Here is a 25,234-nt window from a genome sequence, read left to right on the forward strand (position 1 = left end):
AAGTTACGGCTATTGGATGGTGTTTATATCAATGGCAAGCTGATTCCAAAAGGCAGTTTTGTTTATGGTACCTGCGCCTTAAATAACGAACGGCTGGAGATTAAGATCGCCAGTATCCGCTACCTCAACAACATACTTCCCGTGTCGCTTTCAGTGTATGACCTCGACGGCATGGAAGGCTTATATGTGCCTGGCTCTATCGGCAGGGATGCAGCGAAAAACGGCGTGGGCGATGCCGTGCAATCCATGCAGCTTTTATCCATGGACCAATCCGTAGGAGCTCAGGCGGCAAGCGCCGGAGTCGAAGCTGCCAAAGGACTTTTTAATCATAAAGTGAAACAGATCAAAGTCAAAGTGAAAGCGGGCTATCAGGTCCTTTTAAAGGACAGTAATGACCGTGACAATTAAAAAATCATCATGAAAAAGCTAAGCATCATTTTAATTCTTGCCGCACGGGGAACAGTTTCCTTTGCGCAGGATACGGCTTATATCAGCCGGGACAGGACAACGGCCTTATTTTTCAATTCAGCTGTGAAGATCATCGGAAAATTACCTGCTGATCTTGATGTAGTCCAAAAAGGAAATGGCATCATTGCTTTAAGAGCCACCAGCCGGATTTTCAACCGGCGCGTTTAAACGTGCAGGAGCTCAGTACGGCTACGATCTATCATATCCCGGTTGCTTATTCCTACGGGCGGGCCGGCAAACGGCTGGACATCGGCGAAAAGGTGCCGGTTGTCGGCGCGGTAAACGCCCCGGAATACAGCTACCGCGAAATTGCCGGTGAACTCGCATCGGGTAAGCGAAAGGACGTGGTTGACCGTAAAAAAACCGGCGGAGTAAAGGCTCGGGTAAACAAGCTCTCGCTTGCGGGTAACAGAGTATTTTTCAGGCTGGACATTCGAAACCAGTCTAATCTGACGTATGAAGTCGATTTTATTCGTTTCTATATCCGCGACCTGAAAACCGTAGCGCGGATGGCGACCCATGAACAAGAGATTGTTCCGCTTTATCAGACACTAAAAAATCATACCGCGATCCTTAAAAGTAACGAAACCGCTCAAATATTTGCTTTTCGCCGGTTCTCGTTATCGGAAGATCAGGTATTAAATATTGAAGTCTACGAACGCAACGGGAACAGAAATATTTACCTGCAAATCGGGCAAAAGGACTTAGATGGTTTAAAAACGATCAACCCGGTTCAGCAGCAGCCGGTCAATACAATAGCTGCCAATACATTTTAATTAACCGTTTATTTCATTTAATTATTAAATTATGAACACGCAAAATGCTGAATTTTTTGAAAAAAGCCTGCTAAACCACGGGGTTTGGCGATACGCTTAATGCTGAACTGGATAAGGCCATTGCCGCTAAAAAACCTGAGTTCAACTTAGCATTACAACATGAGTTTAACCAGAAAACAGTGGACTATACGCTTCACTTCAAAGCCGGTGACAATCAGGATATGTATTTCTTTAATAAATACGATGCAACGATCAATCATAAGGATGACCCTGCAAAAACATCGATCAGACCTTCTATATCAACAAGGGCAGCGGCGTCACTGCCAAAGAGGCTTTTAACCTGATGGAGGGCCGTGCGGTGCACAAACAGTTATATAACCCGGAAGGCCAGAAATACCGTGCCTGGCTAACCCCGGACGATAAGAACCTGACCGAGAACGGCAATAAAAAGATCAGGCATTACCATGAAAATTATGGTTATGACACGGAGAAGGTGATTGCCGGTAAAGGCATCAAGGAACTGGAAGATCCCAAAGCCGGGGAGGAATTAATGTATTCCCTGAAAAAGGTAACGCCCAGCAAATTACGGTTGCTGGTCCCGACGGCGATAAAAAGTATTTTATTGCGGCTAACCCGCAGTTTAAAACGGTTGACCTATACGATCATCAGCTGAAAAAGATCAAACGGGAAGAGCTGCTGGAACCGGGGCAAAAGACCGGAAAAGCCTTAAAACAACGCGAGCAGAAGCCGGAGGATGCTCCTGAAAAAAGCAATCCCGTAAAGCCAAAGTTCATGTGTAATGATTAGGCCACGGAAAAGGCGTTACCGGTTGGTAACGCCTTTTTAAATTATTGTAATGATTATCAGACATATTTCGTGATACGGATACAAGTTCCCTGATTTATAACAGATTCGATCCAAAATTCATCTGCGAGTCTTTTGGCACCAGGTAGGCCTATTCCGAGTGTGTTTTTGGTAGAAAACCCGTCTTTCATAGCCAGTGGTAAATCAGCTATTCCTGGTCCGGTATCTGTTATAACAACCGTAACTCCTTGTTTTTCAGTAATCTTATTTTGATAGACATCTACCTGGCCATGACCTGCATAATTCAATGCATTCGACATCAACTCACAAACTGCCGTAATCAATTGCGTCTGTTTCACAACACTCATATTTGCCTGATCTGAAAGGTCTTTAATATGATAAAATATCGCGTTAAAGTCATTCTTTTCTCTAATATCGAATATGGCCACGTGACTGTTTTAATTGCATGTTTATTGATTCTGTTGGTACCTCCTCGCAAATTAATCCCAATACAGCTCTACCGAGGCCGCTCTGTGTTTTCTGGAAGTTATTGTTTTTTAGGGGGTAATATGGCGTCATTAACTAATGTTAAACCGTCTGCAAACGCCAGTTATCAAATGCTAATTGTTCGGTATCTATAAATGTCATGTCAAGCGGTGCGAGTTCAGGGTAATCCGCAGGTTTCGCTTCACCACTAAGCCGGTAATCCTTATCAATGGTGCAGGTTTCCAACAACCGCGATGGTATCTGCGTTAGGGCGATTTCGGAAAGCCTTGCCTCATTAGCGGGGGTGAGTTTTCCCTCGGTCGGTTGGGTCATCATCCATTCCCAGGCGAGGTCATCCGTTAAAATACTGGGCATGCGAAGTTTAGAATTATGGATTTGCTTCATTACTTCGTTGGCTTGTGTAACACCAAAAGCGACGGTAGTTACCCATTTACCGGTTTCAGGGTCAAACCATTCATTGTAAAGACCGGGGAACCAGAAATATTCCTGTCCTTTAACGCCTACTGGTAAGGGTATTTGATCATCTCTTTCAATTCCTGTCCTTTCTTTCCGATCTTCGGAATATGACGTGATTCAACCAGCCCGGTAGACAGCACTAAGCAGCGACGGGTTACAGCGGCATCCGCCCACATGGAACGTTTTCCGTCTTCCCGGACAAAAAGGTTTTCGGCTTTGAAATTAAGCGTGGTATACTTTGCACGAAATATGTTCGCTTCCGCACGGGTTTTGATATAACCCGGAACATAACCCCACTCGGCCTGTACGATATCGAAATCGCGTCCGTCTTCCGTGGGGATTAATATCGCACAGGGCGCATAGTTAAAACCATTATGTACCCCTACATTTAGGAAATCATAGTTTTTTACCGGTTTTTCAGGCCTTTCAACTCAATATACTCCGCTCGGGTCACTCTTTGTCCGTTGTAATAACACATATGGCCTAATTTTTTTATCTCTGATATATACGGCAATTAGCTTGCCAACTTCTTCCGCCTCTTCCTGCCGGCCTTCCGGAATGGATGTCCAGAACTTGACTTCTTTTTTATCCTGTGTAACCGTGATGGTCAACGGCGCGTTTCCATCGTTGAACTTTATATGAAAAACACGCCGGTTTTTGATCGCAGCTTCAGTTACTTTTGATAGGCTGCCTTTATACCGGATCTCAAATGGTGGCTCTATATCCCTCATTTACGTAGTTTAATATTTCAAATGTCCCGCAGTGGCCTTCCCACGCTTTTTCATTACCCGTTAAACCTTGCAATAATCGCGTTTGTTTTCAGCGTTTTAGCATTTAAACAAACGAAGAATAAAATAAATTCAAATAGTTACAAAATGCTAATAATTTTAGCATTAGTTTTGTAGTGTTTCCCCTTACGGTTGATGACACGACGGAACTAAACACCGTAAGCTGACCGGAAATTAAATTATACAAATGTAATAGTGCAGACAGATATGAGCGCCGACCGTCAAATAATCCACATGGATCAGGATGCATTTTTTGTAGCTGTTGAGGTCCGTAAAGATCCACGTTTAGCGGGACGGCCGGTCATTATTGGCAGTTTGTCTGACCGTGGAGTGGTTGCCTCATGCAGCTATGAAGCCCGTAAGTTTGGGATACATTCGGCAATGCCGGCGCGCTTGGCACGCAGGCTTTGTCCGCACGGAATTTGGATACGGGGCAACATGGATGAATATTCAAAAGCATCCCACGAGATCACCGAGATCATTCAGGAACAAGTGCCGTTATTGGAAAAAGCCAGTATCGACGAACATTATATCGATATGACCGGAATGGATAAGCATTACGGTACACTCAAATACGCGAAGGAAATCCGGGCAAAAGTGATCAGGGAAACCGGCTTGCCGATATCTTTTGGTTTGTCAGTGAACAAGACTGTTTCAAAAATGGCAACCAACGAGTGCAAACCGAATGGAGAACTCAGCGTGGCGCAGCCTGGGGTACAGCCGTTCCTGAATCCTTTATCCATCCGGAAAATACCGGGCCTCGGGGAAAAAACATTCATTAAGCTGAGCGATATGGGTATTAAACGTATCCATACACTCGCTCAGGTACACCCGGAATACATGACCAGTATTTTGGGAAAGAATGGTATCTGGCTGCTGCAAAAGCCAAAGGAATTGATGATTCACCCGTCATTCCTTACCAGGAGGCCAAAACGATCGGGACGCAATCGACTTTTAACCAGGATAGTATCGATGTCGAAACGATTAATCACCTGCTGACTTCAATGGTCATGGATCTTGCCTTCGAATTACGGCAAAACAAAAAGCAAACGGCCTGTATTACCGTGACGGTTCGTTATTCAACCTTTGAGACGGTGACCAAACAGGCCAAAATACCTTACACCGCGCTTGACAGTGTGCTGATTAGCAAAACCAAAGAACTGTTTAAGCAGCTCTATCAAAAACGCTTGCTGATCCGTTTGGTCGGCGTCCGCCTTTCGAGCCTGGTCAGCGGTTTTGAACAGATCGATCTTTATTCCGAATCCGAAGAACAATACAGCCTTTGCCAGGCGATGGATAAAATACGCCGCCGCTTTGGCCCTGGTTCGATCAAGTTGGCCTCGGCAATAGATCTAAATTTATAAGCCATGTACCTGAACGTCCATTCCCAATACAGCCTTCGTTATGGTACGATGTCAATTCCAAGTCTCGTGGAGGAAGCGGCCGCGCGCGGCATTACACAAATGGTGCTGACCGATATCAATAACTCTACGGGCATCATGGAATTTATGCGGGAATGTGACGAACGCGGGATTAAACCCATTGCCGGACTGGAGTTTCGCCGGGATAAAAACCTGCTTTATATCGGTATCGCACAAAATAAAGAGGGAATGCGTGAACTGAATGAGTTTTGAGTGAGCATAACACGGAAAAAAAGCCGTTGCCCGATACCGCGCCGGTGTTCAAAAATGCTTTTGTGATCTATCCGTTTGGTTTTACCGGAGAACTAAAGGTCAATGAATATCTGGGTATCCGCTTTGATGAATTGAATAAGCTTTATGGCAAAGATCTGGGTTTGCAAAAAGCTAAGTTGGTTGCATTACAGCCGGTATTCGTGCTGGACAAAATTGCATACCGCTTACATGAATATCTGCGCAGTATCGATTTGAATGTTGTCTTGACGATGGTGAAACCGGAGGATAAATGCAGGCCATCGGACATATTTCTGCCGCCTGGTCAGCTGGAAGCCAAATATGCGCGTTATGCTTTTATACTGGATAATACCCGTAACCTCATGAACCGCTGCATCATGGATTACCCAAAGGGCCGGGTTAACCTGAACCGAAGAACATTCACCGGTAATAAAAAGAATGATAAGGAGCTGCTCGAGAAGCTGGCGATGAGCGGTCTGGAATACCGTTACGGAAAAAGCCATAAAGAAGCACTAAAAAAGGTTAAGCATGAGCTTAAAGTAATTTATGAACTGGATTTTTGCGCTTATTTCCTGATCACCCGGGATATTATCCGCTATTCCTCATCACAAGGCTATTATCATGTAGGGCGTGGTTCCGGCGCCAATAGTATTGTGGCTTATTGCCTGAAGATCACAGATGTTGATCCGATTGAACTTAATCTGTATTTTGAGCGGTTCCTGAATGCGCAGCGTACCTCCCCACCGGATTTTGATATCGATTATTCCCGGGATGAACGGGAAGACGTGCAGGATTACATTTTCAAACGGTACGGCAGTCAACATACAGCCTTGCTCGGGACGATGTCTACCTTCAAAGACCGCAGCATCATCCGGGAAATCGGTAAAGTCATGGGTTTGCCGAAAGCCGAGATCGACAGTTTTACCGATCAGCGCCAGGCTGCTGCGAACCGCAACAACCCAACGTTTAAAAAGATTACCGCCATCTATGAACGTATGGCGAATATGCCTAACCAGCGATCCATTCACGCCGGCGGGGTTTTGATCACCGAGGAACCAATAACCTATTATACAGCATTGGATATGCCTCCAAAAGGTATGCCCACCGTCCAATGGGATATGTACGAGGCCGAAAAGATCGGTTTCGATAAGTATGATATCCTGAGCCAGCGCGGGATCGGGCATATTAAAATGGCCGTAAAGCTGATCGAAGAAAATCAGCAACGTAAAATCGATATCCACCAGGTAAAGCGGTTTATGACCGATCCTAAAGTCAATAGCCAGCTTAAAACAGGTGATACGATTGGTTGCTTTTATATTGAGTCGCCTGCTATGCGACAGTTGATTAGAAAATTGAATTGTGATAACTACCTCACCTTAGTAGCGGCAAGTTCAATCATTCGTCCTGGCGTCGCCAGTTCAGGAATGATGGGGACTTATATTAAATACCATCATGCACCTGACACGGTAAACTACCTGCATCCGGTAATGAAAGAACAGCTGGAGGAAACCTACGGCGTAATGGTTTACCAGGAAGATGTAATTAAAATATGTATCCATTTTGCAGGGATGGACGGTACCGATGCAGATATATTAAGACGCGGAATGAGCGGAAAATATCGTTCAAAAAAAGAGTTCGAGCGTCTCGTCGAACGTTTTTTTGAAGAAGCAAAAACTGGGCCGGCCGGATGAAGTAGTAGCCGAAGTCTGGCGGCAGGTATCTTCCTTTGCAGGCTACAGCTTCAGCAAAGCACACTCGGCCAGTTTTGCGGTAGAAAGTTATCAAAGTTTGTTTTTGAAAACGTACTATCCGAGGGAGTTTATGGTCGCGGTATTGAATAATTACGGCGGTTTTTATGCCCGTTTTTTATATCTCCATGAATTGAAGAAGGCGGGTGCGGTAATACACCTGCCTTGTGTGAACAATAGTGACAACATCGTGAACATTCACGGGATCGACGTTTACTTAGGCTTTGTCGGTGTCCATGGCTTAAATGAAACCTACATCAACGGCATACCGGAAGAACGCCGCGAAAATGGCCCTTATCAAAGCCGGAAGACCTCATTAAAAGAACCGGGATCGGCACGGAACAGGCTATCAGCCTGATCCGTGTAGGCGCGCTGCGTTTTACCGGCAAAAGTAAAAAGTCGCTGCTGTGGGAAGTGCATTTACTTATGGGCGCTAAAGTCAAAGTAACGAATGAGGTGGAACTTTTTGCGGTAGATGCCAAAAATTACAGCCTCCCGGTATTGGTTAATACGGAACTGGAAAACACCTATCATGAACTGGAACTTTTAGGGTTTCCGGTAAGCATGACCAGTTTTGATTTGTTGCAGACCGATTATAGGGGGAAATTTATGCTAACGATCTCATTAACCATGTGGGCCAGCAGGTTAAAATGGTCGGCTGGTATGTTTGCGAGAAGACGGTGCGCACTAAAACCGGAAAGCTGATGTGGTTTGGTTCCTTCCTTGATGTGGAAGGAAATTTCTTTGATACCGTGCATTTTCCCAATACGACCAAAGAATACCCATTTACCGGTGCCGGCTGTTACCTGATCTATGGCAAGGTGGTCGAGGAATATGGGTTTGCCAGCCCGGAAGTCCTCAAATTTGCAAAACTGCCTATTCTGGGCAATCCCCTTATTGATTAAAGACTATGGAAAGATTCAAAATCAGCTGTGAAATTTCAAATAAGCCGACAGAATTACAATTCGACATGAAAAAATGCCGGGCGAGGTAGGGCCATGTTATATGGTTTCTGTCGATGGTCTGTTTAAAGGATACTTAAAAAGAGAAAAGTTAGGGACATTTGAACAAATGATGAACTCTAATTTTACGGAAGAGGATATCTTAATCATCAATAATGAGTTGCGGAAACAAGCAAAGAGCCTTTTTAGCTGATTGGTTTTAAACACAAAAAGGAAGCCCTTGGGCTTCCTTTTTGTGTTTTATCCTAACTGGCTTTTGAGGCTTTTACAGTTTTTATCGGAATGAACATTCGTTCACTGTCCGGTAAATTGATAAAGCCGTAAGCTTTATAAAAACTAACTGCCTTTTCATCTATCGGGTCAACGATTACCGCAAGTGTGCCTATGCTGTCAGCTAAGTCCGCACAACGGTTGAGGGCATCTAACAATAACAATTCACCTAACCCGTTGCCTTTATACGGCGTGCTTACTGCAAGCCTGCCCAATAAAGCTGCGGGAACATCTTTGTAAGACTTAGGCAATTTTTTAGCCAAATCTTCCGGCAAATCCTCCAGTGGTATGGAATGACTGGAAAGGGTATAGTAACCTGCTACCACTTTTTCCGGGTTGTCACTCAATATGTAACAGACTGAAATGTTTCTTTTTACGTCCTGGCTCGCCTGAACCTTTATATAATTATCCAATGAAGGATGTCCGCAATCGAAGTCGCTTCTGATATGCGTTTTATCAAGTATTTCTAATGTTAATTCCATTTTCAGCAAACTTATTATAGGTTAATTGAGCCTTTTTAAGTTTGTCGTTAGGAACAGGAGGATTTAACAGTGCATTAAAAAAGATCTTTTTATCTTCCATACTCTTTAATATTGTATTGTTGTCGTTAATAATTTTATTTGCCTCGGATTTGACGCAAAAAACAACAAACTCTGTTAAACTTTTAAAACCACGCAGTTCTGACGCATACTTAAACAACTCTTTCTGTTCTTTGCTGATACGAACATCGATTCTATCGTTAACTGTAGTTGCCATAATGTGATTTTTCTCTTTGCCTTCTTCTGATATATTATGCTTTAACTTACTTGTTTTCTGAGTATTTATAGTTTGATTGATTGCTTTTGTCTTTAATTTTTGATTATCTGTTGAATTTGCTTGGTTTGAATTGGCCTGATTTTTTTGCTTGCTTGATTTGATGCGTAGTTGTTGTTGTAATGATCCTGTTGTGCTTTAATCTAAATGATTTTCTGTGCTATTGATCTTGATTTTTTAAACGCTTGATGTAATTGCTTTTTGTTGTAATGCCTTTGTTTGATTGCTTGCTTTGATAATTTTTCGTAATTTTTAATTTAAAATCTTTTACTATTCATAAAAGATTCGATAGCGGCTTCATCTAAAAAGCCCGTTGTCTATTTCGTATTCAGCGATACAAATGTACGGAACATTACCGTACAAAACAAATTTATTTTTATGATAACTGCTGCCCCTCTGGCCACGGCTTTCTGGGATACGTGTTCTCAAAAAATGCTTGTAATCCCCGGAAAACTGATCAAATTCAATTGCAGCAAAGCCCGCCGCTGCATTTTTGCTCCGCCGCAAAAGCATTCGCTATTGTGAAAATGATTTAGCTCCAATTAAGAGCATCGTTCAGGACTTCACTTGTTTACCCGCTACGCCGGGAAAAGCTTCGCTTGCCTTCGCTCTGCACTTAATTTCCTGTTAAAAGATCAGCTGCGCTCAAGATCCTATTTTCCAATCGAAACGGAGAAAAAGGGCAGCTAAGGTTTTGCCCGCATTGCTTAAGAACTTCCTGAACATCCGCAAAAGACTACGGCATAATGAAGCCGCTCGATCCCTCGCGGCTTCACCCTCCGGGACTTATTCCGTTTCCTTTTGCCTGCGGCGGGCAACCTTTTTGCTTTCTTTTTTTCCGTTTTTTCTTTTGAAAAATAGCTTTTCAGGGAGTCTTCGGAGAAAGAGGGAAACAAAAAAACAAATTTTTTAACCCTTTAAAATTCATTTAAAAAATGAAAACAGCAGAAAAAAATGCCACCGCAGTACAAGGTACTGCAGCAAAAACAACCAACCCGCAAACCGGATTGAAAACCGCCCAAGTTTAACCCCAAAGGAGGCCAAAGATGAAAAAGCTAAAGATCAAAGCCCTGCCCAAACTTCGCAAGTTGAGGCCGGGAAAACTGCCGAGGTTAAGGCCGGTAGCCCCGCTACAGTGGATCACCAACCCGCTGACCTTAAACAAGGGGACGCACAACAAGGATTAAAGGAAGAACCGAAAGCCGAAACAGCCAAAGCGGAAGAAGTAAAGACCGAGCCTAAAAAATTCGCCTTGAATTTAGAGCAAACCCTGAAATCGGTTAGCGACCTGCACCGCCTGAGCATTCAGCGTTTGGCCCTCATCGCCCGCATCAAAACATTGGAAGAGTTTGAGGTGAAATTGGTTGAGGAGAACGACGAGTTGGAAAGCAACCCTTATCAGGGTTGTAAACTCATCATTGAAGATGATAAACGCCGTCAGTTTGTGACCAACACGCCCAACCTTATCCGCATGGTATCGCAATTTATTTTTGATGCCTGCCACGATAAACTGGCCGAAATCGAAGCCAATATCGTTTTCCCTAATGCTTAAACAGGTTATGCTCCCGGCGTATAGCCGGGAGCATTTTTTTATGGTTTCACAAAAACAGCAATTCCTATGTACGAGCAATTTATAGAACTAACCGACCAAATCTATTGGGAAGGTTACGCCGAGCAGTTGGCAAAGGACGACCCCGCACGTTTCCAACTCGAGTTAAACGATTTTATGAACACCTATCAATCTTAAAGCAATGGAAGATAAAATCTTTTTACTGGTGAAAGTCACCGTCAAAACTACTCACAGCCATATACAGGCTGCCATACAGGAACTGCAATCTAAAACGGATTTAAAGGTAGGCAGTACCAAAAAAGTAAAGGTTTTGAAAACAGAGATCATGCAATTAAAGACACGGACACATTAAAATATAACATCATGGCACATCAAATCAATTTCAATCATCAAACAGGCAAAGACAGCTTTATGAGCATCAAAGAAAAGGCCTGGCATGGCTTAGGCCAGATTATAGACCTTTACCCAACCAGCAGCGAAGCGATAAGGCACGCCGGGCTGGATTACATTGTCGAAAAACGACCTTTGTTTACCCTTGATACCAACAATCATGTTTGGGGCAATCCCGATGCGATCCCCGAAATAGAAGTACCGAATTTCTTTGCCACAGTCCGGGCGGATACCGAGCAGGTTTTAGGTGTGGTAGGCAACGATTACGAAGTGGTGCAAAACCGCGATGCATTTTCTTTCTTTGATGCCATCGTAGGCGGTGGCGATGGAATTTTATACGAGACAGCCGGAGCATTGGGGAACGGTGAGCGGGTTTTTATCACCGCTAAATTACCCGATTATATCCGGGTAGGTGTTAAGGACTGGATTGAGCAGTATTTGTTTTTAACCACTACGCATGATGGATTGGGAAGCATTACCGCTGCTTTTACGCCGATCAGGATCGTTTGCAACAATACACTCAACGCAGCTATGAATAACCATTCAGGAGCTATTAAAATCCGTCATACCGCCTCCGCTACAGAAAGGTTGAAACAGGCGCATACGTTGATGGGTATCAGTAAATTGTTAGGCGGTGAAATGGAGGGCTTATTTAACCATTGGGCTAATGTCCGCATTACCGATGCAGAAGTTAAAAAATTGATACAGATCGCTATGGCGCCAAATAAAGAGGTTTTGGAAAATTTAGCTGACGGTAAGTTAGACCTGTTATCTACGCACTACACCAATATTGTAGACAGCGTTTATGACTATGCTTTAGGAAGCCATACCCAGCAATTGGATACCACCGCAGGAACAGTATTTGGTGCTTATAATGCGGTAACCGGATATTTTCAAAATGTGCGCAGGTTCAAAAGTGATGAAGCCAAATTTAAATCCATTATGGACGGCACTGCCAAACAAAGGGCGCAAACCGCCTTTAACCTTTGCCGTGATTTTGCTACGCAGGGTAGCGAAGCACTGATTTATAACTAAGCACTGATAAGGGGAACAATCCCCTTATTTTTAAAATTGCCCGGCGGCGGGCTATCGCCCGCCCGAGGAACGCCACCTGCTTTCTTATTGTTTGATGATCTTTGGTAAAAAACAGGTGGCGCTCATATTTTAATAATATCAGTAAATTACATCTTAAAAATAATCGTGAAGTACGCCGAAACGTTCGTATGCCTATTGAATATTTAGTTGGTTTTATTTGAAGCACGGAAGACCATTCGTTTTAATGTTGAGCGACTTATTATTACGCTGATATTCAGGTCCGACACAAAGCGACGTATTATTTAGTTTGTCGGAAATCATAGATGTAGTGAAGATAATTTGATGGTCAACATCCTTGAATTTTTCCGACATAGCAGATATTACTTCTTGGAAATTTTGCGTCCTAACCTTTTCCATTCCCTTGTCTTCCATATTATCACATACGATGAATCTCGGATATCTGAAAAACTTTAACTCTAAACTGGCAAAAAATATTGCAAATAAGACTGCGTTTTTAAAATAGGTCTTGGAACTGGCTGAAAAATTATTACTATCATTCAACGAATATGTATCTCTTAAGAAATCTATTTCAACATTTTGTGGATTTTTGAACTCCAGCTGTCGTTCCAGATCATTTCGAAGGATGTGCATAGTATTGTCCTTTATTTTCCGCATCGCGACATCCAACTTTTGGGACTGATCTTTTTCTACATTAGATATCTGAACTTTAAGTATTGCAATTCTAGCTGAGAGTTCTTCAATCTCCGCACGAAGTAATTCAAGGTACTCTACAGTTTTTATTTGGTCATTCAAAAACTCCAGCCGATTTTGAATATTACCTTTTTCTACCAACAAGTTATCGATTCGTTCATCCTGGTGGTTTGGTTCAGATTTAACAACTTATTTAGCCTTTGTTGTAAAATCCTTCCTCTATCGGAGCGAACTGGCAGCTGACCACGTAATTCTGAAAGTCTTTTCCTCTTAATAGATAACAATTTTTCAGATTCCTTTACGGATTTCAAGTTCTTGCTGTAATCGTTTGGCATTTGCTTTTTCCACCTCTTCATTAAGAGGCTTTTTACAAAGAATACAAATATGTTCTTTATCAACAGGGTCTAATTTTGAAAGGCAGTGCGGACAGTGTGTAAGTGGCAACTCACCTAAAACCTTTCTGGTCAGCGTAGAGTGCGTGAGTTCGACCACTCGCTTATTTATAGTATTGATAAACTGTTCTGAGTCTAGTATTTCAACTTCATACTCCTGAATTGATGAAGAAATTTCGCTTACGGCACTTTTTTCACGTGTTAATTCTGATTGTATCAGCTCCAATTCAGTTGCAGATTTCTTAGAGACATTAACAGTGACCTTAGATTTTAGGTCTATGATTTTTTCATCAATTCCGGCAAGGTCAAATGTAGTTTGCTCAATTTCTTGTTGCAATGATGTTAAGTCACTGCTAGAATTTGTTTTTAAAGAAAAAATTCGATTAAGATGATCAAACTCTCTGCTTTTAGTCTCATAATCTTTGTTAGCCAACTTTAACGCGAGGCGTTTGTTGTACAAATCATCATCATATATACCCAATAACACCTCGGAAATAGTTTGCCTAGTTAATGGTAAGTCAAAACGCTCTAAACGGAAAAGATTCTGAGTTGGAGTATCTTGATCGATGTACAACAACCGCAAGATTTGGTGCATATTAATTGTGCTTTCGTCACTTCTCGTTTCAGGTAAGCCTAACGCCGTAAACAGTACATTACTAAAGCTAATAGTATTATCTGTCTGCTTATATGGAAAAGTTTTCCAATTAAGCAGGTCAGTAGTTGAGTTAGTGTAAGGTCCATAATAAATGCTAAGTGGGGTCATTCCGGCAGCTAATACCTCACGGCGCAAAGTGATTGCCGCACCGTTTATATTAACTTCAGCAAATACCGGTGCACCTTTGAAGCCTCTGTCGTCCAGTTATTAAAGAATCCTCCTAAAATGTAAAAGATGAAATTAGCAATAGTTGATTTTCCAGAGCTGTTTTCTCCCCTGATGATATTAACGCCTTTATGAAATGATTCGTCGTATACGGTTTGCGCCATATAATTCAAAATAACAAGCCGTTTTAATACAAGCGTTGGTCTATCTTGGGTCATATTTAAAATCTAATAATCCGGACCGTTCTTTCAGTCCGACAGCTCCATATAATGGCAAATCGGCGAATCCGATAACCAATTTTATAATATTATCTCGCTCAGGTGAATTTTTCTGAAAATTGACTTTAATTGCGTCCGGAATAGGTTTATCAGTGCGTTTTACCATCTTTTTAATTAGCAGCTCGCCATCAATTAGGCCATAAGAAGCCGGGCATCTCAAGGCCGCCATTTGGAAGGACTGCATCCTTTGTAAAATTCTTCTTGGGTCAATCAGATCTTCATAAGGATTGGCTGCCTTATCTTTGAAAATCTTTTTTAGTTCCGCCAATTGCATCGGGAATTTTATCTTTCGAGCTTCATTAGGGAAGGTTAAATAAAAATCCCAAATTCGAATTCTCTCTAGCTCAATTGAATCCCGCTCCATTACTTCTAATAGCTGTAACATGCGATAAACGCAAGCGTAAAGATCGAAAGCAGGATGATAAACTAACATTAACTAGCCCATTTTATGTGACAGTTGCCTGTTAAATAAAAAATCATTCCCATAATATCTTCTTCCGTATATTTAAACAGATTTATGCCGAGATCCGTTTTTACTGGGTTTATTATTCGCTCTGCGATTAGCATATTAATTTTAAGTTCAGATTCACCAGCACATATCATCGTGAAAATTTCCATTATGAACGTACGTTTGATTTTCGAGAGAATATAAATATTGATATCCTGAGCAACCATTGAATATTGCGATGTTCTCATAAGCTTCATATAGAACTTTTGTTTTAGTTCTAAAGCATAATCTACAATAGGCTGCTTATTACCCGCTATTAATTTTGCTTCCAATCCAATCACTTTTTCATTTTGCACCTGTGTATTCAAAAAATTGAGTTCGTCGCAAAGGGCTTTTAATTCGGGATTTGCATTCTTTTCCACCTCAAATTTTAAGTATAGGTCTTCAAGGTAAGCGGACCCAGAATATTGATTGGTAAAATTTAATGAATTATCATCGCGACCAACAAGTTTATCGCCTATTTTGGAATTTGAAACACTAACTTCGTTGTCGGCCATCTTTAACTTGAACGACTATCTCTACCGGTAAAATTGCCACCTACAGATGTATTTGAAACCTTGACCTTGTTATTTTGCTGCTTTTTGAGTTTATAAACCCCATTTGCTGCATAAAGGCTAATAAGAAAGCCCAAGATGCCACAAAGGTCAGCAATTGTAGAAATAGTATCTTTCATTATGGATAACGTTTAGTTGGTTATAATATGGTGGTAATAATTAGTAAATATAATATATAGTATCCAATGTAAAGAATTCCAGCTGTTGCGGAGCAACAGCTGGACGTTTCCGTAGTAACAAAGTTAGTTAAACCGGAAATCTATCGAGGCTACAACGATAAGCTCCCTTGTTCTCCGTCCTGTTTGCTTTTTACCTTAGTTTTGGCTTTTATAGATGTTATCGACTTGCGTTTTGCTTTTGCTGGAACAATTATATTTGTTTCTGTCAGTTCCGTTTTTTCTGTTAAAGGTTGAACGTTAACGCTAAGCGAATGCTGGACAAAATGTACAAAATTCTTGCGCTCATCTACTATAGATATTTGTTGTCCCAGTAATTTAAAATCCGGTATTTTTAACGGTTCGATATAAAAAAGATCAGACTCATAACGTTTTTCATTATAAGATTGCCGTAATTCCATCAATAGCCTGCCTAAAGCGTTTACGCCCCTCAATAAATTTTTTTCATTCTTGTCTGGTATAGCGCCCCAAAAAGGATCTTTATTGCTTTCTTCAACGATCTGCTTATTAAAGGTAGATTCAAGCACCTTTCCGAACAGCCAATAATTTTGCGCCAACTTTACCCGGAGACACCAGCGCATAATCTTTACTTTTTCGGCTTCCCAGTCCGGCCTGGTCATTTCCCGAAATGGTTTACCTACCATTTTCGCAGTCATCGGGCTTTTTTCGTGTAGGATTTTTTTCTTGTACTTCGGGCATATGCGGGAAACGGCAGGCTTGATACAATGCTTCCGCTGATTTTATAGATATCCCATTAAGACGCAACGAAAAACCCGCCGCCATGTTGGAAAGGGCCCCATAACCCTCTCTCGTCTTTCTGAATACACAGCATTCCGAGGCATTATATATTTTACTTTCGTATTTTTTTGCAGGTACCATTATCTAAAGCATGTGTTATTCACCGGGGCTAAAGTCAAATATAAAGCTAAACGTCGAATTATTTCCTCTTGATACTTTAAATAAGGGTGTAAACCCGCCGCCTGCATACCAAAAACGAGTGGTGCATTGTTCGGGACATTCCTCCGGGTAAAACAAAGCGCCCGAAACCGAAACTTTTTACCGATGGCATGGAGTACCCAAGGGCGCGCATGTTTTTATTGCTAACAGTTGCTTTTCTAAGTATTTCTATCCCTTTTTGCAAAAACGCATCCTCGACAAGTTTCCTGTTTTCCGGGCTGGTGAAGAATTTCTCCTCTTTCGGCAATTTGTCCGGCCGGAAAAACTCTTCTGGGCTTGCCCTGTAACCCTTTTCCGTACTGTAGGCATCCACTGTTTCTGTAATTTCTGCCTGGTACTCTCGCACATTATCAGGCTGGTCTACATCGTTTGGTAATATAAGGTCGACTTTCGAAGTTTGAGTCAGCGTATTCATTATCTCGTGCATGTGATAGGACTTTATTTTGGCAGAGAACCTGGCCGAGATTTTTTTGTTTATCTCGTATATTTTCTTGTCAAAGTTTTTTTCATGGACAAAAATATAATTTAGGAAAAGTTTTGTTGATCCGTCCTCTACTGCCTGTTTATTTGTTTTTCCATCTTCAAATTCGGCTTTTGACCATTCCCGGATATTAGAAACTAAGGTGAGTCCTGAGCAAAGTACATCATCAATATAAATCGAGTATTGACGAGATGCTGAACCACATTCGTCAAGAGAAAGATTATATGCATCGGCAATTACTTCGTCGAGAATACCGAGAATAATTGTTTGGCTTTTTCCGGGACCTTGCAGAGTTAAAAACTGGGCATTTTTCAAAAAGTCCACCTCGGAGGACAGTCCTGCATCCTTGGTGAGTGCCTCAATGAGTAATACTATAAATCGCCGCAAGCTTTTCTTCGAACAATACCTTTTTTGAAGATGTTATCCAACTCCGTCAGAATAGGAAGTTGTATTTCTTGATCAAATTGTGCTATCCAGTCGGCGATATGATCTTCGCTTAACTTGACCGACGGGTTTTCTTCGTCCTCTCGGTAATCTTTCAAGGTATTCACGATACTTGCTATAAGCTCTTCCATAAATAATTGAGATAAGGTTTTATTAGTCAATGATAATAAATATTATTTAACTTGTAGCTGTTGGCCAACATACTATACATCAATTTATTATAGCATTTCACTGCATTATAGAGCTCAATTATAGAATAAAAATAATTTAGCCAAAATATTTTTTTAAAATAGATGTTGACATTCAACTCAACATTTGTATATTTGTATATGGATCAGACTTTTGGACAGACATTAAAGGCTATTCGCCGTGAAAAAGGGGTCAGTCAGCGGGAGCTGGCCGACAAGGTAGGTATTGATTTTTCCTATATCAGTAAAGTAGAGAATGACCGGATGGCGCCGCCGGCGGCAGATACGATTCAGAAAATATGCGAGGTGCTGAAGGTTTCGACGGAACTGCTGTTATCAAAGTCGGGTAAGATTACCGGCGAGATAAGTGATGCTATCTCGTCGAGCCAGTCGGCGATTAAGTTTATGAACGAGGTGACAAATATGCGGCTAACCGACCATGAGTGGGACCGGCTGATCACTAATTTAAAGAAGTTAAGATAATGGATCAATTCGATCTTTTTGGTAATCTGATAACGCCTGCCGTGACGGCGACATCTTCCATGAAGGTGGTAAAGATGCGCGGTCGTTCTCCGTGCTAGGTGCTTTTGCGGCTTGTCCGCGCTTAGGCTACTACTATTATTTTGGTGGCAGTAAAAGAAAAGCATTGTCAGAGCCTCAGAAAGAAAGAATACAATTTTTAAAGCAATTATCAGCCGGCCATTTAGTCGCCGGAGAGGTCGTTCACAAAGCGATTAGAGCCTACCTGATGAACGCCAAAGAGGAACAGATCTGGAAATTGTCGCAGGTCATCAGTTTTGCGAACATGTTGCTGGATAATGCAATTCAGCATACTGCCGACATTACTGCGGGGGTAAACCGGGAATATGATCACCGCGCGCCAGCGATCATACTGGAATTATTTTACGGTGCAGTTACGGCTGAAATACTGCGGGATGACTTGCGGGAGAAAATGCGGGTAAGCTTAGAGCAGTTTTATAATTTGCCGGATTTTCAACCTTTCCGGAACGGATCTTTACATGAAAATAGCTTGATCGAACGTAAGATCAGTCTTGATTATGAGGGTATTTTGGTGGAAGGTGCTATCGATTTAATGTATCCGGTGGGTGGCGATTGGGTGATTGTCGATTGGAAAACAGGTGAAAATGATTCGGAAGAAAGCAGCTTGCAGTTGCTGACTTATGCTTTATGGGCGCATGAAGAGTTGGGTATACCATTAGAGTCGATCAGTTTATTTAAAGCCTTTTTAACAGAAGGTATTGCTGAGCCGCTATTATTTTCTGCACAGGAACTTAGGCGAGCCAAGGCCCGGATCTTGCAGGATATTGAATTGTTAACAGAAATGGAGGAATTTGGCGATGCTGCTAATTGGGAAGCTTTCAGCGCCTGCGGTCAGCCAAAAGTATGCGTTCAATGCGCTTTTCAGGAAATATGCAGTAAAAAATAAGTTATGAGTAAAGGAACGAATATCAAGGTGGTGTGCCACAGTACAAATTTAAAATTGTTCGTAAAACAGTACGAAATGGATACGGATGAACTGACCAAAGAAAAGGCACAGCGTCTTTACCTATATCGGCAAAACTTTTCGTATCGCTGCGGTACCCTATATGCAGAATGGGCAGGTTAAAGGTATTTTGACGGAGTGCCATGATCGTATACCTCGTAAAGAATTCGAGGTAGATAATTGGGTGATTGAGCTGAAACCGCTGAATGCAAACGTAGCCCTTTCACTCAATGATCCTAATCAAGCTCAGCTCGTCGCCGATCTCTATAAAAAAGGCCTGCTGTTAAACCTTTCTGCTAATGCAAATTTTTGGCGGCTGGACAGCCCGCGTATCTTTTATGAGCAGGTTCCATTTTTAAAGAATGATTTTTTAAGTGGTTCCGAACACGTTGTGGATATCGAAGCTTATCGTAAATATGAAGTGGCGGAGGTGTTACTTGAAAATGAAGGTCTTGGTATTGCAATCAACGTTGGTACTGCATTCTTTACCAGCATGACTGTCGATGATTATTTTTCTTCCAAAATGACCGGCCGCTTTTATACACTATCTGGCCGATATGGCGAAAATAAAGGCACTTTGTATTACGAGGGCCCTAATGGCCGCGTCAAATGTTATTTCACAAAATATATGGGCGATGTCACCTTATCGACGACCCGCAAATTGAAGATCGACGGCGTGACTTACCAGCATGCCCGGGAATATTATCAAAAGAAATATCCCGGTTTTCAGGTGAGCCAAAATGACCGTGTTGCTATGGTGTCATTTCCCGGAGCTGAAGATAGCGCACCTGTGCCCGTACCGGCCAACCGCTTGTATCTCCGGGTTACTAACGAAGCGTTGGATCATGACATGAGCCAGGTAGATAAGATAGAACCTGCCTTAAGGGATGAATTGTTGACGAAACTCTGGTCGGAATTAGGCAACAAACCTTTCGGTGAACATTTTGCCAGTGTAAAACCCGGATTTTTTGCGCCCAGACCTGACAACTGCGGTACCCTATCTATGCCGGGTTTAAGATTTGGTGATAACCGTTTGCTTCCGGCACCCGCTGAGCAGACTACCCGTCATTATAAAGATCATTTCAGGAACCGAAAACGAATGCTGGAGGAATGCGGTTGTTTTTATGTTCCGCCCGGGATGGCCAGGGATATCCATTTCTTGTTTACCCAAGGTGTTGATTCAAAAGTCAGGGAGAAATTATCGGATGATGTTTGCGACAAGATTGCTAAACTTACAGGGATAAAGGTACAGCCGCTGATCGATGGTTATACCAACCGGAACAAGCGACGATAGAGTTGAAACGAAATTACCGAAAAGCGGGCATGGCCGTTTTTACTTTTGATAACAATGAGTCGGCAAACTATTATCTGATCCGTCATGGTTTACCTGACTGGAAGATCAAAAGAATGACCGAGCAGGAACTACGCCGTAAATACAGAGGTTATAGCGCTTTTAAAGACGGACGTAACAAAAACGGTGAAAGGAACTGGAACGCTTATGTCGATTTGATCACCTATGATGTATTAGAGCAGCTTGGATGTTTGCCGTTTGTTCCCGATACGAAGTTGAGTTACGATATGCATCTGATGATCGATGTTAGTAGCCGGCATACCCATTTAGCACTTTCATTACTCATTTTCGGACAGCAAATGACTGTACCAAACTCCACTGCACAAGTCAAAAGAAAAACAGACCCAAAGCAGCAAGAGACGATCAATCCGGTATTCCTGAAAAAGTATTTCAAAGAACTCTTTCAGTTACATAAGGATACGATCAGACAAAATGGTTTACAGTCGCTCCCGGTATTAAGGGACGGAAAGGACTGCGACCGCGAGTTTAGTGCCGTACAGGAAGCGATAGCTGAGCTTAAAACAGAGGGTGTTTTCCCGCAGACACTTAGTTTCGATTTTGTAGAATATCGCAAATCTACACTAAAAGAAGTGCGTATTTGGGAGCTCGAAAACGGTGAGATCCACAATGCTCTTGAAGGCAGCTGGTTCAGCATCGATCGAACGACGGTGGTATTGGCGACGACCGGCCATAGTACGCTTCATCAAGGAACAGCCTCGCCTTTATTGATCAAAAATAAATACACGCAGGCTAACCTTAAAAAAGTGCTTCAGGATATCTTTGTCACCTCACAAATGAATTATGCTAGTCCGGGTGTGGCCCAAAGATTAAGCTATTGTGCTAAACGGGCCGACGATGAATTACAAGACAAAGCCGGACAGGAAGTGCAACGCATTAAATAAACTTCATCTCATGGAAACCAAGCAATTAGCCATACAAAGTTTTGAACGGGGACAAAGCATCCCGGAAAGGCTCAATAAATTATTGATCCATTTAAAACTCACCCAAAAAGGCATCAGCGACCAGCAGTCGGCAGAAGATATACAGCTTGCTAAAACAACTGTTAAAACATTCTTAAGCAAGTTAAGTACATTGGTCACCTCCAATGAGCAGGATGCCAGCGCACTAACCGGTGTAGATGGCCGTTACCGAAATTTGGTACACAAATTCGCTGAAGCGAAAAACCGGAATAGTCGCTACCGTTCTGCGCTATTCAGAAAAGACCCTAACATTGTACTGGCGATGCTTGATGCACCGGCCGGTGATGACATAGTCAAACTGATTGAATCATTAACTGAATTTCGTTCACTTTTGGAGGACCATCTTTCTTCTGACACCCGTGAATTGATCGGCGAACTTTAATGAAACGCATACTCACACAATCTATCAGCGATTTCTCGCGGGAACTTGATGCGACCATCGCCATTGTGTCCGCGAAAAGCGTACCGACCGAATTGGGGCTTTTTCAGTCCTGGTTATCTGTATATTATGTCGAAATCCGCGCTGAATTGCAGCGGCTGGCTTTTCTCACGGATTTGGGAGAAGAAAGCATTTACGTCGATATCTTTAATGAGTTTTCAAGCCTGCAGCAAACTTTTCGCGTCCTGGACAGCCGCTATTTACCAGGTTTGTACCGCACCCACCGTAACGATGCAGTAACTTTAAAACTGCTTCACTGGCTTCACGGAGTACACACGCAAACCGCGCAAAAACCTTTTTTTGTACTGGACGGTGACTTCGCCATTTTTCCAACAGTCGATTTTCCCGTAAGTTATTATCTGCCCGTGGCCGCCCAGCAAAGCTTGTTATACCTGCCGCTCTTTTTCACGAATTAGGCCATTACTTATACCAACACCACCGCGCCGAGATGGATGATCTCGTCCGTGAATTTCAAAAGAAACTAAACAGTTATTTGACGCCTGTAGTCCGGAAAAACGAGGATGATCACGAAGCAGATGCCAAGCAAGCACGACAAATGGTGGAAACCTGGTACGATTGGATACAGGAACTTTTTTGTGACGCTGTCGGCGTCGAAATAGGAGGGGCAACCTATGCCCGGGCATTCAGCTTTTATTTGCGGATGCAGGGACGTTCCGCGTTTTACAGGCCTGAAAAAGACCTTTTCAATAGCAGCCATCCCGTAACCCGTTTGCGGATCCTCTTTATAGTGCGCAGATGCCGGGAGTTGGGTCTTAGCCAAGAAGCGAATGATTTGGAAAACGAATGGAATACGATTTCAATCGCCTTAGCTGCGCCCGAAGATTATTACGGTTTCTACGAAAAAAAATGGGAAAATGATGTTTACCAGGCCTTAGATGACATGGTTACGGAAGCCGCCCCGATAAAATTCACTGATTATACCGCTGACCCATCAAGCTGGATCGGGCTGATTCATTCGGCCGGCAGGAATTTGAACGTGATCCCGCTAATTATAAAAACTGGGAACAACTTACAGTTAGGCACATCATATATCCTGCTTCATGAACAGAGAGCTTCAACTTGCTGATGATTATATCCACCGGACCAACCGAATTGTATTTTTAACGGGTAAAGCGGGCACCGGGAAAACAACTTTTCTCCGTGACCTGCGGCAAAATTCACTAAAAAAGCTAGCGGTTGTAGCACCTACTGGCGTCGCTGCTATTAATGCGGGCGGAATGACTATAAACTCATTTTTTCAGTTACCATTCGGACCTTTGCTACCCAATAGCTCGGAAAAGCCGGACAGCCATTTTTCACTGGAAAAACGGGAGTTACTCCAGGCGTTAGAATTATTGATCATTGATGAGATCAGCATGGTCCGACCCGATACACTTGATAGGATCGATTTATTATTGCGCAATATCAAACAAACCGAATATCCTTTTGGAGGCGTACAGCTACTTCTGATCGGTGACCTCTCTCAATTAAGCCCGATCATACGCGATGAAGACTGGTCGCTACTGCGGAATTTTTATAGTACGCCTTATTTCTTCAGCAGCCTGGCCTTAGTGAAATCAGGTTATGTCCGCATCGAACTCACGGAAGTATTTAGGCAGACCGATCCTGTATTTGTCGACTTACTGAATCAGGTCCGTCAGCAACAGATAAGCGATGATGCGCTGGCAAAACTAAACAGGCAATACAATCCAACACCAAAAGATGCCAATGATCACATCGTTCTCACCACGCACAACCGCATTGTTCAGGAGATCAACGGATCACGTCTCACGGAATTAAAAGGTGACTTATTTGAGTATAAAGCAACGATCCGTGGTGAATTTCCACCCGATAGCCACCCTACGGATATAAATCTGCAACTGAAAGTGGGCGCACAAGTAATGTTTATAAAAAATGATAATTCACTTGAAAAATTATATTTCAACGGTAAAATTGGCCATGTTGTCCGCTTAACGCCTGACACCGTTTTTGTGCAATGTGGAACTGAAGAAAAAGAACTGATAGTGCAAGCCTCAGAATGGTCTAATATCAAGTATAAACTGGAAGATGAAAAGATCGGTGAAAGCCACGGCTGGTAGTTTTGCGCAAATACCTCTTAAACTTGCTTGGGCAATCACTATCCACAAAAGTCAAGGCTTAACATTTGACAAAGCCATTGTCGACGTAAGTGAAGCTTTTGCACCAGGTCAAGCCTATGTAGCGTTGAGTCGCTGCCGTAGTCTTGAAGGAATGATCTTAAGAAAGCCGGTGGCTAAAAACAACATCATTGCTGACCCTTTTGTTAAACAGTTCGATTCAACGGCAGCATCACGTACACCCGACGAATCAACCTTAAAGAATGACAAAGAACTGTACCGACAATTTTTACTACGAGAATTGTTTAATTTTACGGAACTTAGAATTGCAACGGAAAAAATACCAGCTATTCAATTGGCTCTACAGCAGGACGTATTTGAAATAGCTGAAAAAATGCAACAGCAGATAGTCGGTTATACATCCGATCGCATTAAAAAAGCAGCAAGCTATTTTAATGAAAAGCTTAAAAGCGTAGCAAAGATCACTGAGCCGCAATTGCATATAGCCACGAATAATTCCAAGAACCAGGCACAGAAAGCCGATGCCATAATGGATGCATTGCAAAAAAAAGCGGGAGTTATGGCGCACTTTAGCGACCTTCCGTTTTCGAGCACAGAGTTTTTATTATTCGTTCGGAAAGACCGCGTTCGGTTTAAAAAATTCAGCCAGGCGCTTACCGCGCACCCCCATGAGAAATTAGTTAATGAAATACTGGAATGGCGCAAAGCGCAATCCGCTAAAGAAAGAATCATTCCCTCTATGATCTTCAGTGACCAGGTCGTAAATATTATTGCACAAAAATTACCAGCGAGCATCAAGTCATTCGCCGCGATCAAAGGTATCGGCCCGCATAAGGCCAGTCAGTACAGTAACGACGTGCTAAGTTTGATCCGTAGCTATCAAAATCGGCAATCGGGATCGGCTGATCAAGCTCAGCTATCGCTTCCTGTACGGCACTAAACTCTTGAGTCGCAGTCCTTTCGTCCCTTAATACCAGGAGCGACTGTAAACCATTTTGTCTGATCGTATCCTTATGTAACTGAAAGAGTTCTTTGAAATACTTTTTCAGAATACCGGATTGATCGTCTCTTGCTGCTTTGGGTCTGTTTTTCTTT

38 protein-coding genes and 1 pseudogene are annotated in these 25,234 nt (G+C 42.5%); 23 read left to right on the forward strand and 16 right to left on the reverse strand.

All coding sequences use genetic code 11. The features are described 5' to 3' along the window. Positions 1 to 12 precede the first annotated feature (12 nt). From traM to HK413_RS05085, 4 genes are all read left to right on the forward strand, one after another. Positions 13 to 408 carry a conjugative transposon protein TraM gene (gene traM, locus HK413_RS05070; protein WP_217452087.1) on the forward strand — a complete coding sequence of 132 codons (396 nt, stop codon included), beginning with the start codon at positions 13 to 15 and terminating at the stop codon, positions 406 to 408. 9 nt (positions 409 to 417) lie between these two features. Continuing rightward, positions 418 to 636, forward strand: a complete 219-nt coding sequence (locus HK413_RS05075) for a hypothetical protein (protein WP_175269369.1) — start codon at positions 418 to 420, stop codon at positions 634 to 636. Between the two features lie 2 nt (positions 637 to 638). After that, positions 639 to 1,244 carry a DUF4138 domain-containing protein gene (locus tag HK413_RS05080; RefSeq protein WP_175269370.1) on the forward strand — a complete coding sequence of 202 codons (606 nt, stop codon included), beginning with the start codon at positions 639 to 641 and terminating at the stop codon, positions 1,242 to 1,244. Between the two features lie 343 nt (positions 1,245 to 1,587). After that, entirely contained in the window at positions 1,588 to 1,917 is a 330-nt protein-coding gene (locus HK413_RS05085) for a hypothetical protein (protein WP_175269371.1), read from the forward strand. Between the two features lie 190 nt (positions 1,918 to 2,107). Here the strand turns inward: HK413_RS05085 and HK413_RS05090 are convergent, their stop codons facing one another. The 5 genes and pseudogenes from HK413_RS05090 to HK413_RS05105 all read right to left on the reverse strand — a co-directional run bounded on the left by HK413_RS05090 (position 2,108) and on the right by HK413_RS05105 (position 3,742). After that, the gene (locus tag HK413_RS05090; protein ID WP_175269372.1) at positions 2,108 to 2,497 is read right to left on the reverse strand and encodes an anti-sigma regulatory factor; all 390 of its coding nucleotides are present in this window, start codon (positions 2,495 to 2,497) and stop codon (positions 2,108 to 2,110) included. A gap of 139 nt (positions 2,498 to 2,636) precedes the next feature. Beyond that, positions 2,637 to 2,870: a hypothetical protein gene (locus tag HK413_RS16810; protein WP_246229818.1), complete on the reverse strand. Its 234-nt coding sequence runs from the start codon at positions 2,868 to 2,870 to the stop codon at positions 2,637 to 2,639. Between the two features lie 36 nt (positions 2,871 to 2,906). Then, positions 2,907 to 3,089: pseudogene (locus tag HK413_RS21985) on the reverse strand (hypothetical protein); the annotation flags it as partial. Further along, positions 3,056 to 3,187 (reverse strand): hypothetical protein, encoded by a 132-nt coding sequence (locus HK413_RS21990; RefSeq protein ID WP_262886795.1) that lies wholly within the window; start codon positions 3,185 to 3,187, stop codon positions 3,056 to 3,058. The gene HK413_RS21990 and the pseudogene HK413_RS21985, both read right to left, overlap by 34 nt. A 255-nt stretch (positions 3,188 to 3,442) precedes the next feature. Then, entirely contained in the window at positions 3,443 to 3,742 is a 300-nt protein-coding gene (locus HK413_RS05105) for a hypothetical protein (RefSeq protein WP_175269373.1), read from the reverse strand. Positions 3,743 to 4,006: 264 nt separating this feature from the next. Here HK413_RS05105 and HK413_RS20795 point away from each other — a divergent pair, with 264 nt between their 5' ends. The 6 genes from HK413_RS20795 to HK413_RS16840 all read left to right on the forward strand — a co-directional run bounded on the left by HK413_RS20795 (position 4,007) and on the right by HK413_RS16840 (position 8,104). Then, positions 4,007 to 4,798, forward strand: coding sequence for a DNA polymerase Y family protein (locus HK413_RS20795; protein ID WP_317169305.1), 792 nt, complete (start codon positions 4,007 to 4,009; stop codon positions 4,796 to 4,798). Next, positions 4,783 to 5,163: a DinB/UmuC family translesion DNA polymerase gene (locus HK413_RS16820; protein WP_317169308.1), complete on the forward strand. Its 381-nt coding sequence runs from the start codon at positions 4,783 to 4,785 to the stop codon at positions 5,161 to 5,163. The genes HK413_RS20795 and HK413_RS16820 overlap by 16 nt, the downstream gene beginning before the upstream one ends. Positions 5,164 to 5,229: 66 nt before the next feature. Next, positions 5,230 to 5,433 (forward strand): PHP domain-containing protein, encoded by a 204-nt coding sequence (locus tag HK413_RS16825; RefSeq protein WP_317169306.1) that lies wholly within the window; start codon positions 5,230 to 5,232, stop codon positions 5,431 to 5,433. Continuing rightward, the gene (locus tag HK413_RS16830) at positions 5,430 to 7,142 is read left to right on the forward strand and encodes a DNA polymerase III subunit alpha (RefSeq protein ID WP_246229820.1); all 1,713 of its coding nucleotides are present in this window, start codon (positions 5,430 to 5,432) and stop codon (positions 7,140 to 7,142) included. The genes HK413_RS16825 and HK413_RS16830 overlap by 4 nt, the downstream gene beginning before the upstream one ends. Further along, entirely contained in the window at positions 7,111 to 7,557 is a 447-nt protein-coding gene (locus HK413_RS16835; RefSeq protein ID WP_246229821.1) for a helix-hairpin-helix domain-containing protein, read from the forward strand. The genes HK413_RS16830 and HK413_RS16835 overlap by 32 nt, the downstream gene beginning before the upstream one ends. Before the next feature lie 274 nt (positions 7,558 to 7,831). Continuing rightward, positions 7,832 to 8,104 carry a single stranded DNA-binding domain-containing protein gene (locus HK413_RS16840; protein WP_246229823.1) on the forward strand — a complete coding sequence of 91 codons (273 nt, stop codon included), beginning with the start codon at positions 7,832 to 7,834 and terminating at the stop codon, positions 8,102 to 8,104. A 302-nt stretch (positions 8,105 to 8,406) separates the two neighbouring features. Here HK413_RS16840 and HK413_RS05120 read toward each other — a convergent pair whose 3' ends face one another. Next, complete coding sequence (locus HK413_RS05120) at positions 8,407 to 8,913, reverse strand: GNAT family N-acetyltransferase (RefSeq protein ID WP_175269374.1); 507 nt, start codon at positions 8,911 to 8,913, stop codon at positions 8,407 to 8,409. Continuing rightward, entirely contained in the window at positions 8,888 to 9,187 is a 300-nt protein-coding gene (locus HK413_RS05125; protein WP_175269375.1) for a type II toxin-antitoxin system TacA family antitoxin, read from the reverse strand. The genes HK413_RS05120 and HK413_RS05125 overlap by 26 nt, the downstream gene beginning before the upstream one ends. Before the next feature lie 1,192 nt (positions 9,188 to 10,379). Here HK413_RS05125 and HK413_RS05130 point away from each other — a divergent pair. From HK413_RS05130 to HK413_RS05140, 4 genes are all read left to right on the forward strand, one after another. Continuing rightward, positions 10,380 to 10,796: a hypothetical protein gene (locus HK413_RS05130; protein WP_175269376.1), complete on the forward strand. Its 417-nt coding sequence runs from the start codon at positions 10,380 to 10,382 to the stop codon at positions 10,794 to 10,796. A gap of 66 nt (positions 10,797 to 10,862) precedes the next feature. Then, the gene (locus HK413_RS19380; protein WP_262886796.1) at positions 10,863 to 10,991 is read left to right on the forward strand and encodes a hypothetical protein; all 129 of its coding nucleotides are present in this window, start codon (positions 10,863 to 10,865) and stop codon (positions 10,989 to 10,991) included. 4 nt (positions 10,992 to 10,995) lie between these two features. Next, positions 10,996 to 11,166 carry a hypothetical protein gene (locus HK413_RS05135; RefSeq protein WP_175269377.1) on the forward strand — a complete coding sequence of 57 codons (171 nt, stop codon included), beginning with the start codon at positions 10,996 to 10,998 and terminating at the stop codon, positions 11,164 to 11,166. An 11-nt stretch (positions 11,167 to 11,177) separates the two neighbouring features. After that, positions 11,178 to 12,239, forward strand: coding sequence for a DUF932 domain-containing protein (locus tag HK413_RS05140; protein ID WP_175269378.1), 1,062 nt, complete (start codon positions 11,178 to 11,180; stop codon positions 12,237 to 12,239). A 213-nt stretch (positions 12,240 to 12,452) separates the two neighbouring features. On the opposite strand, the gene HK413_RS05145 is transcribed toward HK413_RS05140, so the two are convergent. The 9 genes from HK413_RS05145 to HK413_RS05185 form a co-directional block, all read right to left on the reverse strand. After that, positions 12,453 to 13,091, reverse strand: a complete 639-nt coding sequence (locus tag HK413_RS05145; protein ID WP_175269379.1) for a hypothetical protein — start codon at positions 13,089 to 13,091, stop codon at positions 12,453 to 12,455. Between the two features lie 147 nt (positions 13,092 to 13,238). Continuing rightward, on the reverse strand, positions 13,239 to 14,132 hold the full coding sequence (locus tag HK413_RS05150; RefSeq protein ID WP_175269380.1) for a hypothetical protein: 894 nt from the start codon (positions 14,130 to 14,132) through the stop codon (positions 13,239 to 13,241). 17 nt (positions 14,133 to 14,149) lie between these two features. Continuing rightward, on the reverse strand, positions 14,150 to 14,326 hold the full coding sequence (locus HK413_RS05155; protein ID WP_175269381.1) for an ATP-binding protein: 177 nt from the start codon (positions 14,324 to 14,326) through the stop codon (positions 14,150 to 14,152). Between the two features lie 40 nt (positions 14,327 to 14,366). Beyond that, positions 14,367 to 14,873: an ABC-three component system middle component 5 gene (locus HK413_RS05160; RefSeq protein ID WP_317169307.1), complete on the reverse strand. Its 507-nt coding sequence runs from the start codon at positions 14,871 to 14,873 to the stop codon at positions 14,367 to 14,369. After that, the gene (locus HK413_RS05165) at positions 14,873 to 15,445 is read right to left on the reverse strand and encodes an ABC-three component system protein (RefSeq protein WP_175269383.1); all 573 of its coding nucleotides are present in this window, start codon (positions 15,443 to 15,445) and stop codon (positions 14,873 to 14,875) included. Before HK413_RS05165 ends, HK413_RS05160 begins: the two co-directional genes overlap by 1 nt. Positions 15,446 to 15,447: 2 nt before the next feature. Further along, positions 15,448 to 15,621: a hypothetical protein gene (locus HK413_RS05170; RefSeq protein ID WP_175269384.1), complete on the reverse strand. Its 174-nt coding sequence runs from the start codon at positions 15,619 to 15,621 to the stop codon at positions 15,448 to 15,450. A gap of 149 nt (positions 15,622 to 15,770) precedes the next feature. Beyond that, positions 15,771 to 16,400, reverse strand: a complete 630-nt coding sequence (locus tag HK413_RS05175; protein ID WP_317169309.1) for an NADAR family protein — start codon at positions 16,398 to 16,400, stop codon at positions 15,771 to 15,773. Between the two features lie 233 nt (positions 16,401 to 16,633). Then, the gene (locus HK413_RS05180) at positions 16,634 to 17,503 is read right to left on the reverse strand and encodes a phosphoribosyltransferase-like protein (RefSeq protein WP_449406788.1); all 870 of its coding nucleotides are present in this window, start codon (positions 17,501 to 17,503) and stop codon (positions 16,634 to 16,636) included. Then, entirely contained in the window at positions 17,488 to 17,691 is a 204-nt protein-coding gene (locus HK413_RS05185; protein WP_175269386.1) for a hypothetical protein, read from the reverse strand. Before HK413_RS05185 ends, HK413_RS05180 begins: the two co-directional genes overlap by 16 nt. Positions 17,692 to 17,889: 198 nt before the next feature. On the opposite strand from HK413_RS05185, the gene HK413_RS05190 reads away from it, so the two are divergent. The 9 genes from HK413_RS05190 (at position 17,890) to HK413_RS05230 (ending at position 25,079) form a co-directional block, all read left to right on the forward strand. Beyond that, positions 17,890 to 18,231 (forward strand): helix-turn-helix domain-containing protein, encoded by a 342-nt coding sequence (locus tag HK413_RS05190; protein WP_175269387.1) that lies wholly within the window; start codon positions 17,890 to 17,892, stop codon positions 18,229 to 18,231. Positions 18,232 to 18,322: 91 nt separating this feature from the next. Continuing rightward, positions 18,323 to 19,195, forward strand: a complete 873-nt coding sequence (locus HK413_RS05195) for a PD-(D/E)XK nuclease family protein (RefSeq protein WP_175269388.1) — start codon at positions 18,323 to 18,325, stop codon at positions 19,193 to 19,195. A 160-nt stretch (positions 19,196 to 19,355) separates the two neighbouring features. After that, on the forward strand, positions 19,356 to 20,546 hold the full coding sequence (locus HK413_RS05200) for a hypothetical protein (RefSeq protein ID WP_175269389.1): 1,191 nt from the start codon (positions 19,356 to 19,358) through the stop codon (positions 20,544 to 20,546). 29 nt (positions 20,547 to 20,575) lie between these two features. Then, on the forward strand, positions 20,576 to 21,505 hold the full coding sequence (locus tag HK413_RS05205; protein ID WP_175269390.1) for an argonaute/piwi family protein: 930 nt from the start codon (positions 20,576 to 20,578) through the stop codon (positions 21,503 to 21,505). Positions 21,506 to 21,515: 10 nt separating this feature from the next. Further along, complete coding sequence (locus HK413_RS05210; protein WP_175269391.1) at positions 21,516 to 21,965, forward strand: hypothetical protein; 450 nt, start codon at positions 21,516 to 21,518, stop codon at positions 21,963 to 21,965. After that, complete coding sequence (locus HK413_RS05215; RefSeq protein WP_175269392.1) at positions 21,965 to 22,438, forward strand: hypothetical protein; 474 nt, start codon at positions 21,965 to 21,967, stop codon at positions 22,436 to 22,438. Before HK413_RS05210 ends, HK413_RS05215 begins: the two co-directional genes overlap by 1 nt. Positions 22,439 to 22,470: 32 nt before the next feature. Then, positions 22,471 to 23,109 (forward strand): hypothetical protein, encoded by a 639-nt coding sequence (locus HK413_RS05220; protein ID WP_175269393.1) that lies wholly within the window; start codon positions 22,471 to 22,473, stop codon positions 23,107 to 23,109. Next, the gene (locus tag HK413_RS05225; protein ID WP_175269394.1) at positions 23,084 to 24,121 is read left to right on the forward strand and encodes an ATP-dependent DNA helicase; all 1,038 of its coding nucleotides are present in this window, start codon (positions 23,084 to 23,086) and stop codon (positions 24,119 to 24,121) included. Before HK413_RS05220 ends, HK413_RS05225 begins: the two co-directional genes overlap by 26 nt. Continuing rightward, a complete protein-coding gene (locus tag HK413_RS05230) occupies positions 24,090 to 25,079 on the forward strand; it encodes an HRDC domain-containing protein (RefSeq protein WP_175269395.1) in 990 nt (329 codons plus the stop codon). Before HK413_RS05225 ends, HK413_RS05230 begins: the two co-directional genes overlap by 32 nt. The last annotated feature ends 155 nt before the right edge of the window (positions 25,080 to 25,234 follow it).

The sequence above is a fragment of the Mucilaginibacter humi genome, from assembly GCF_013087555.1.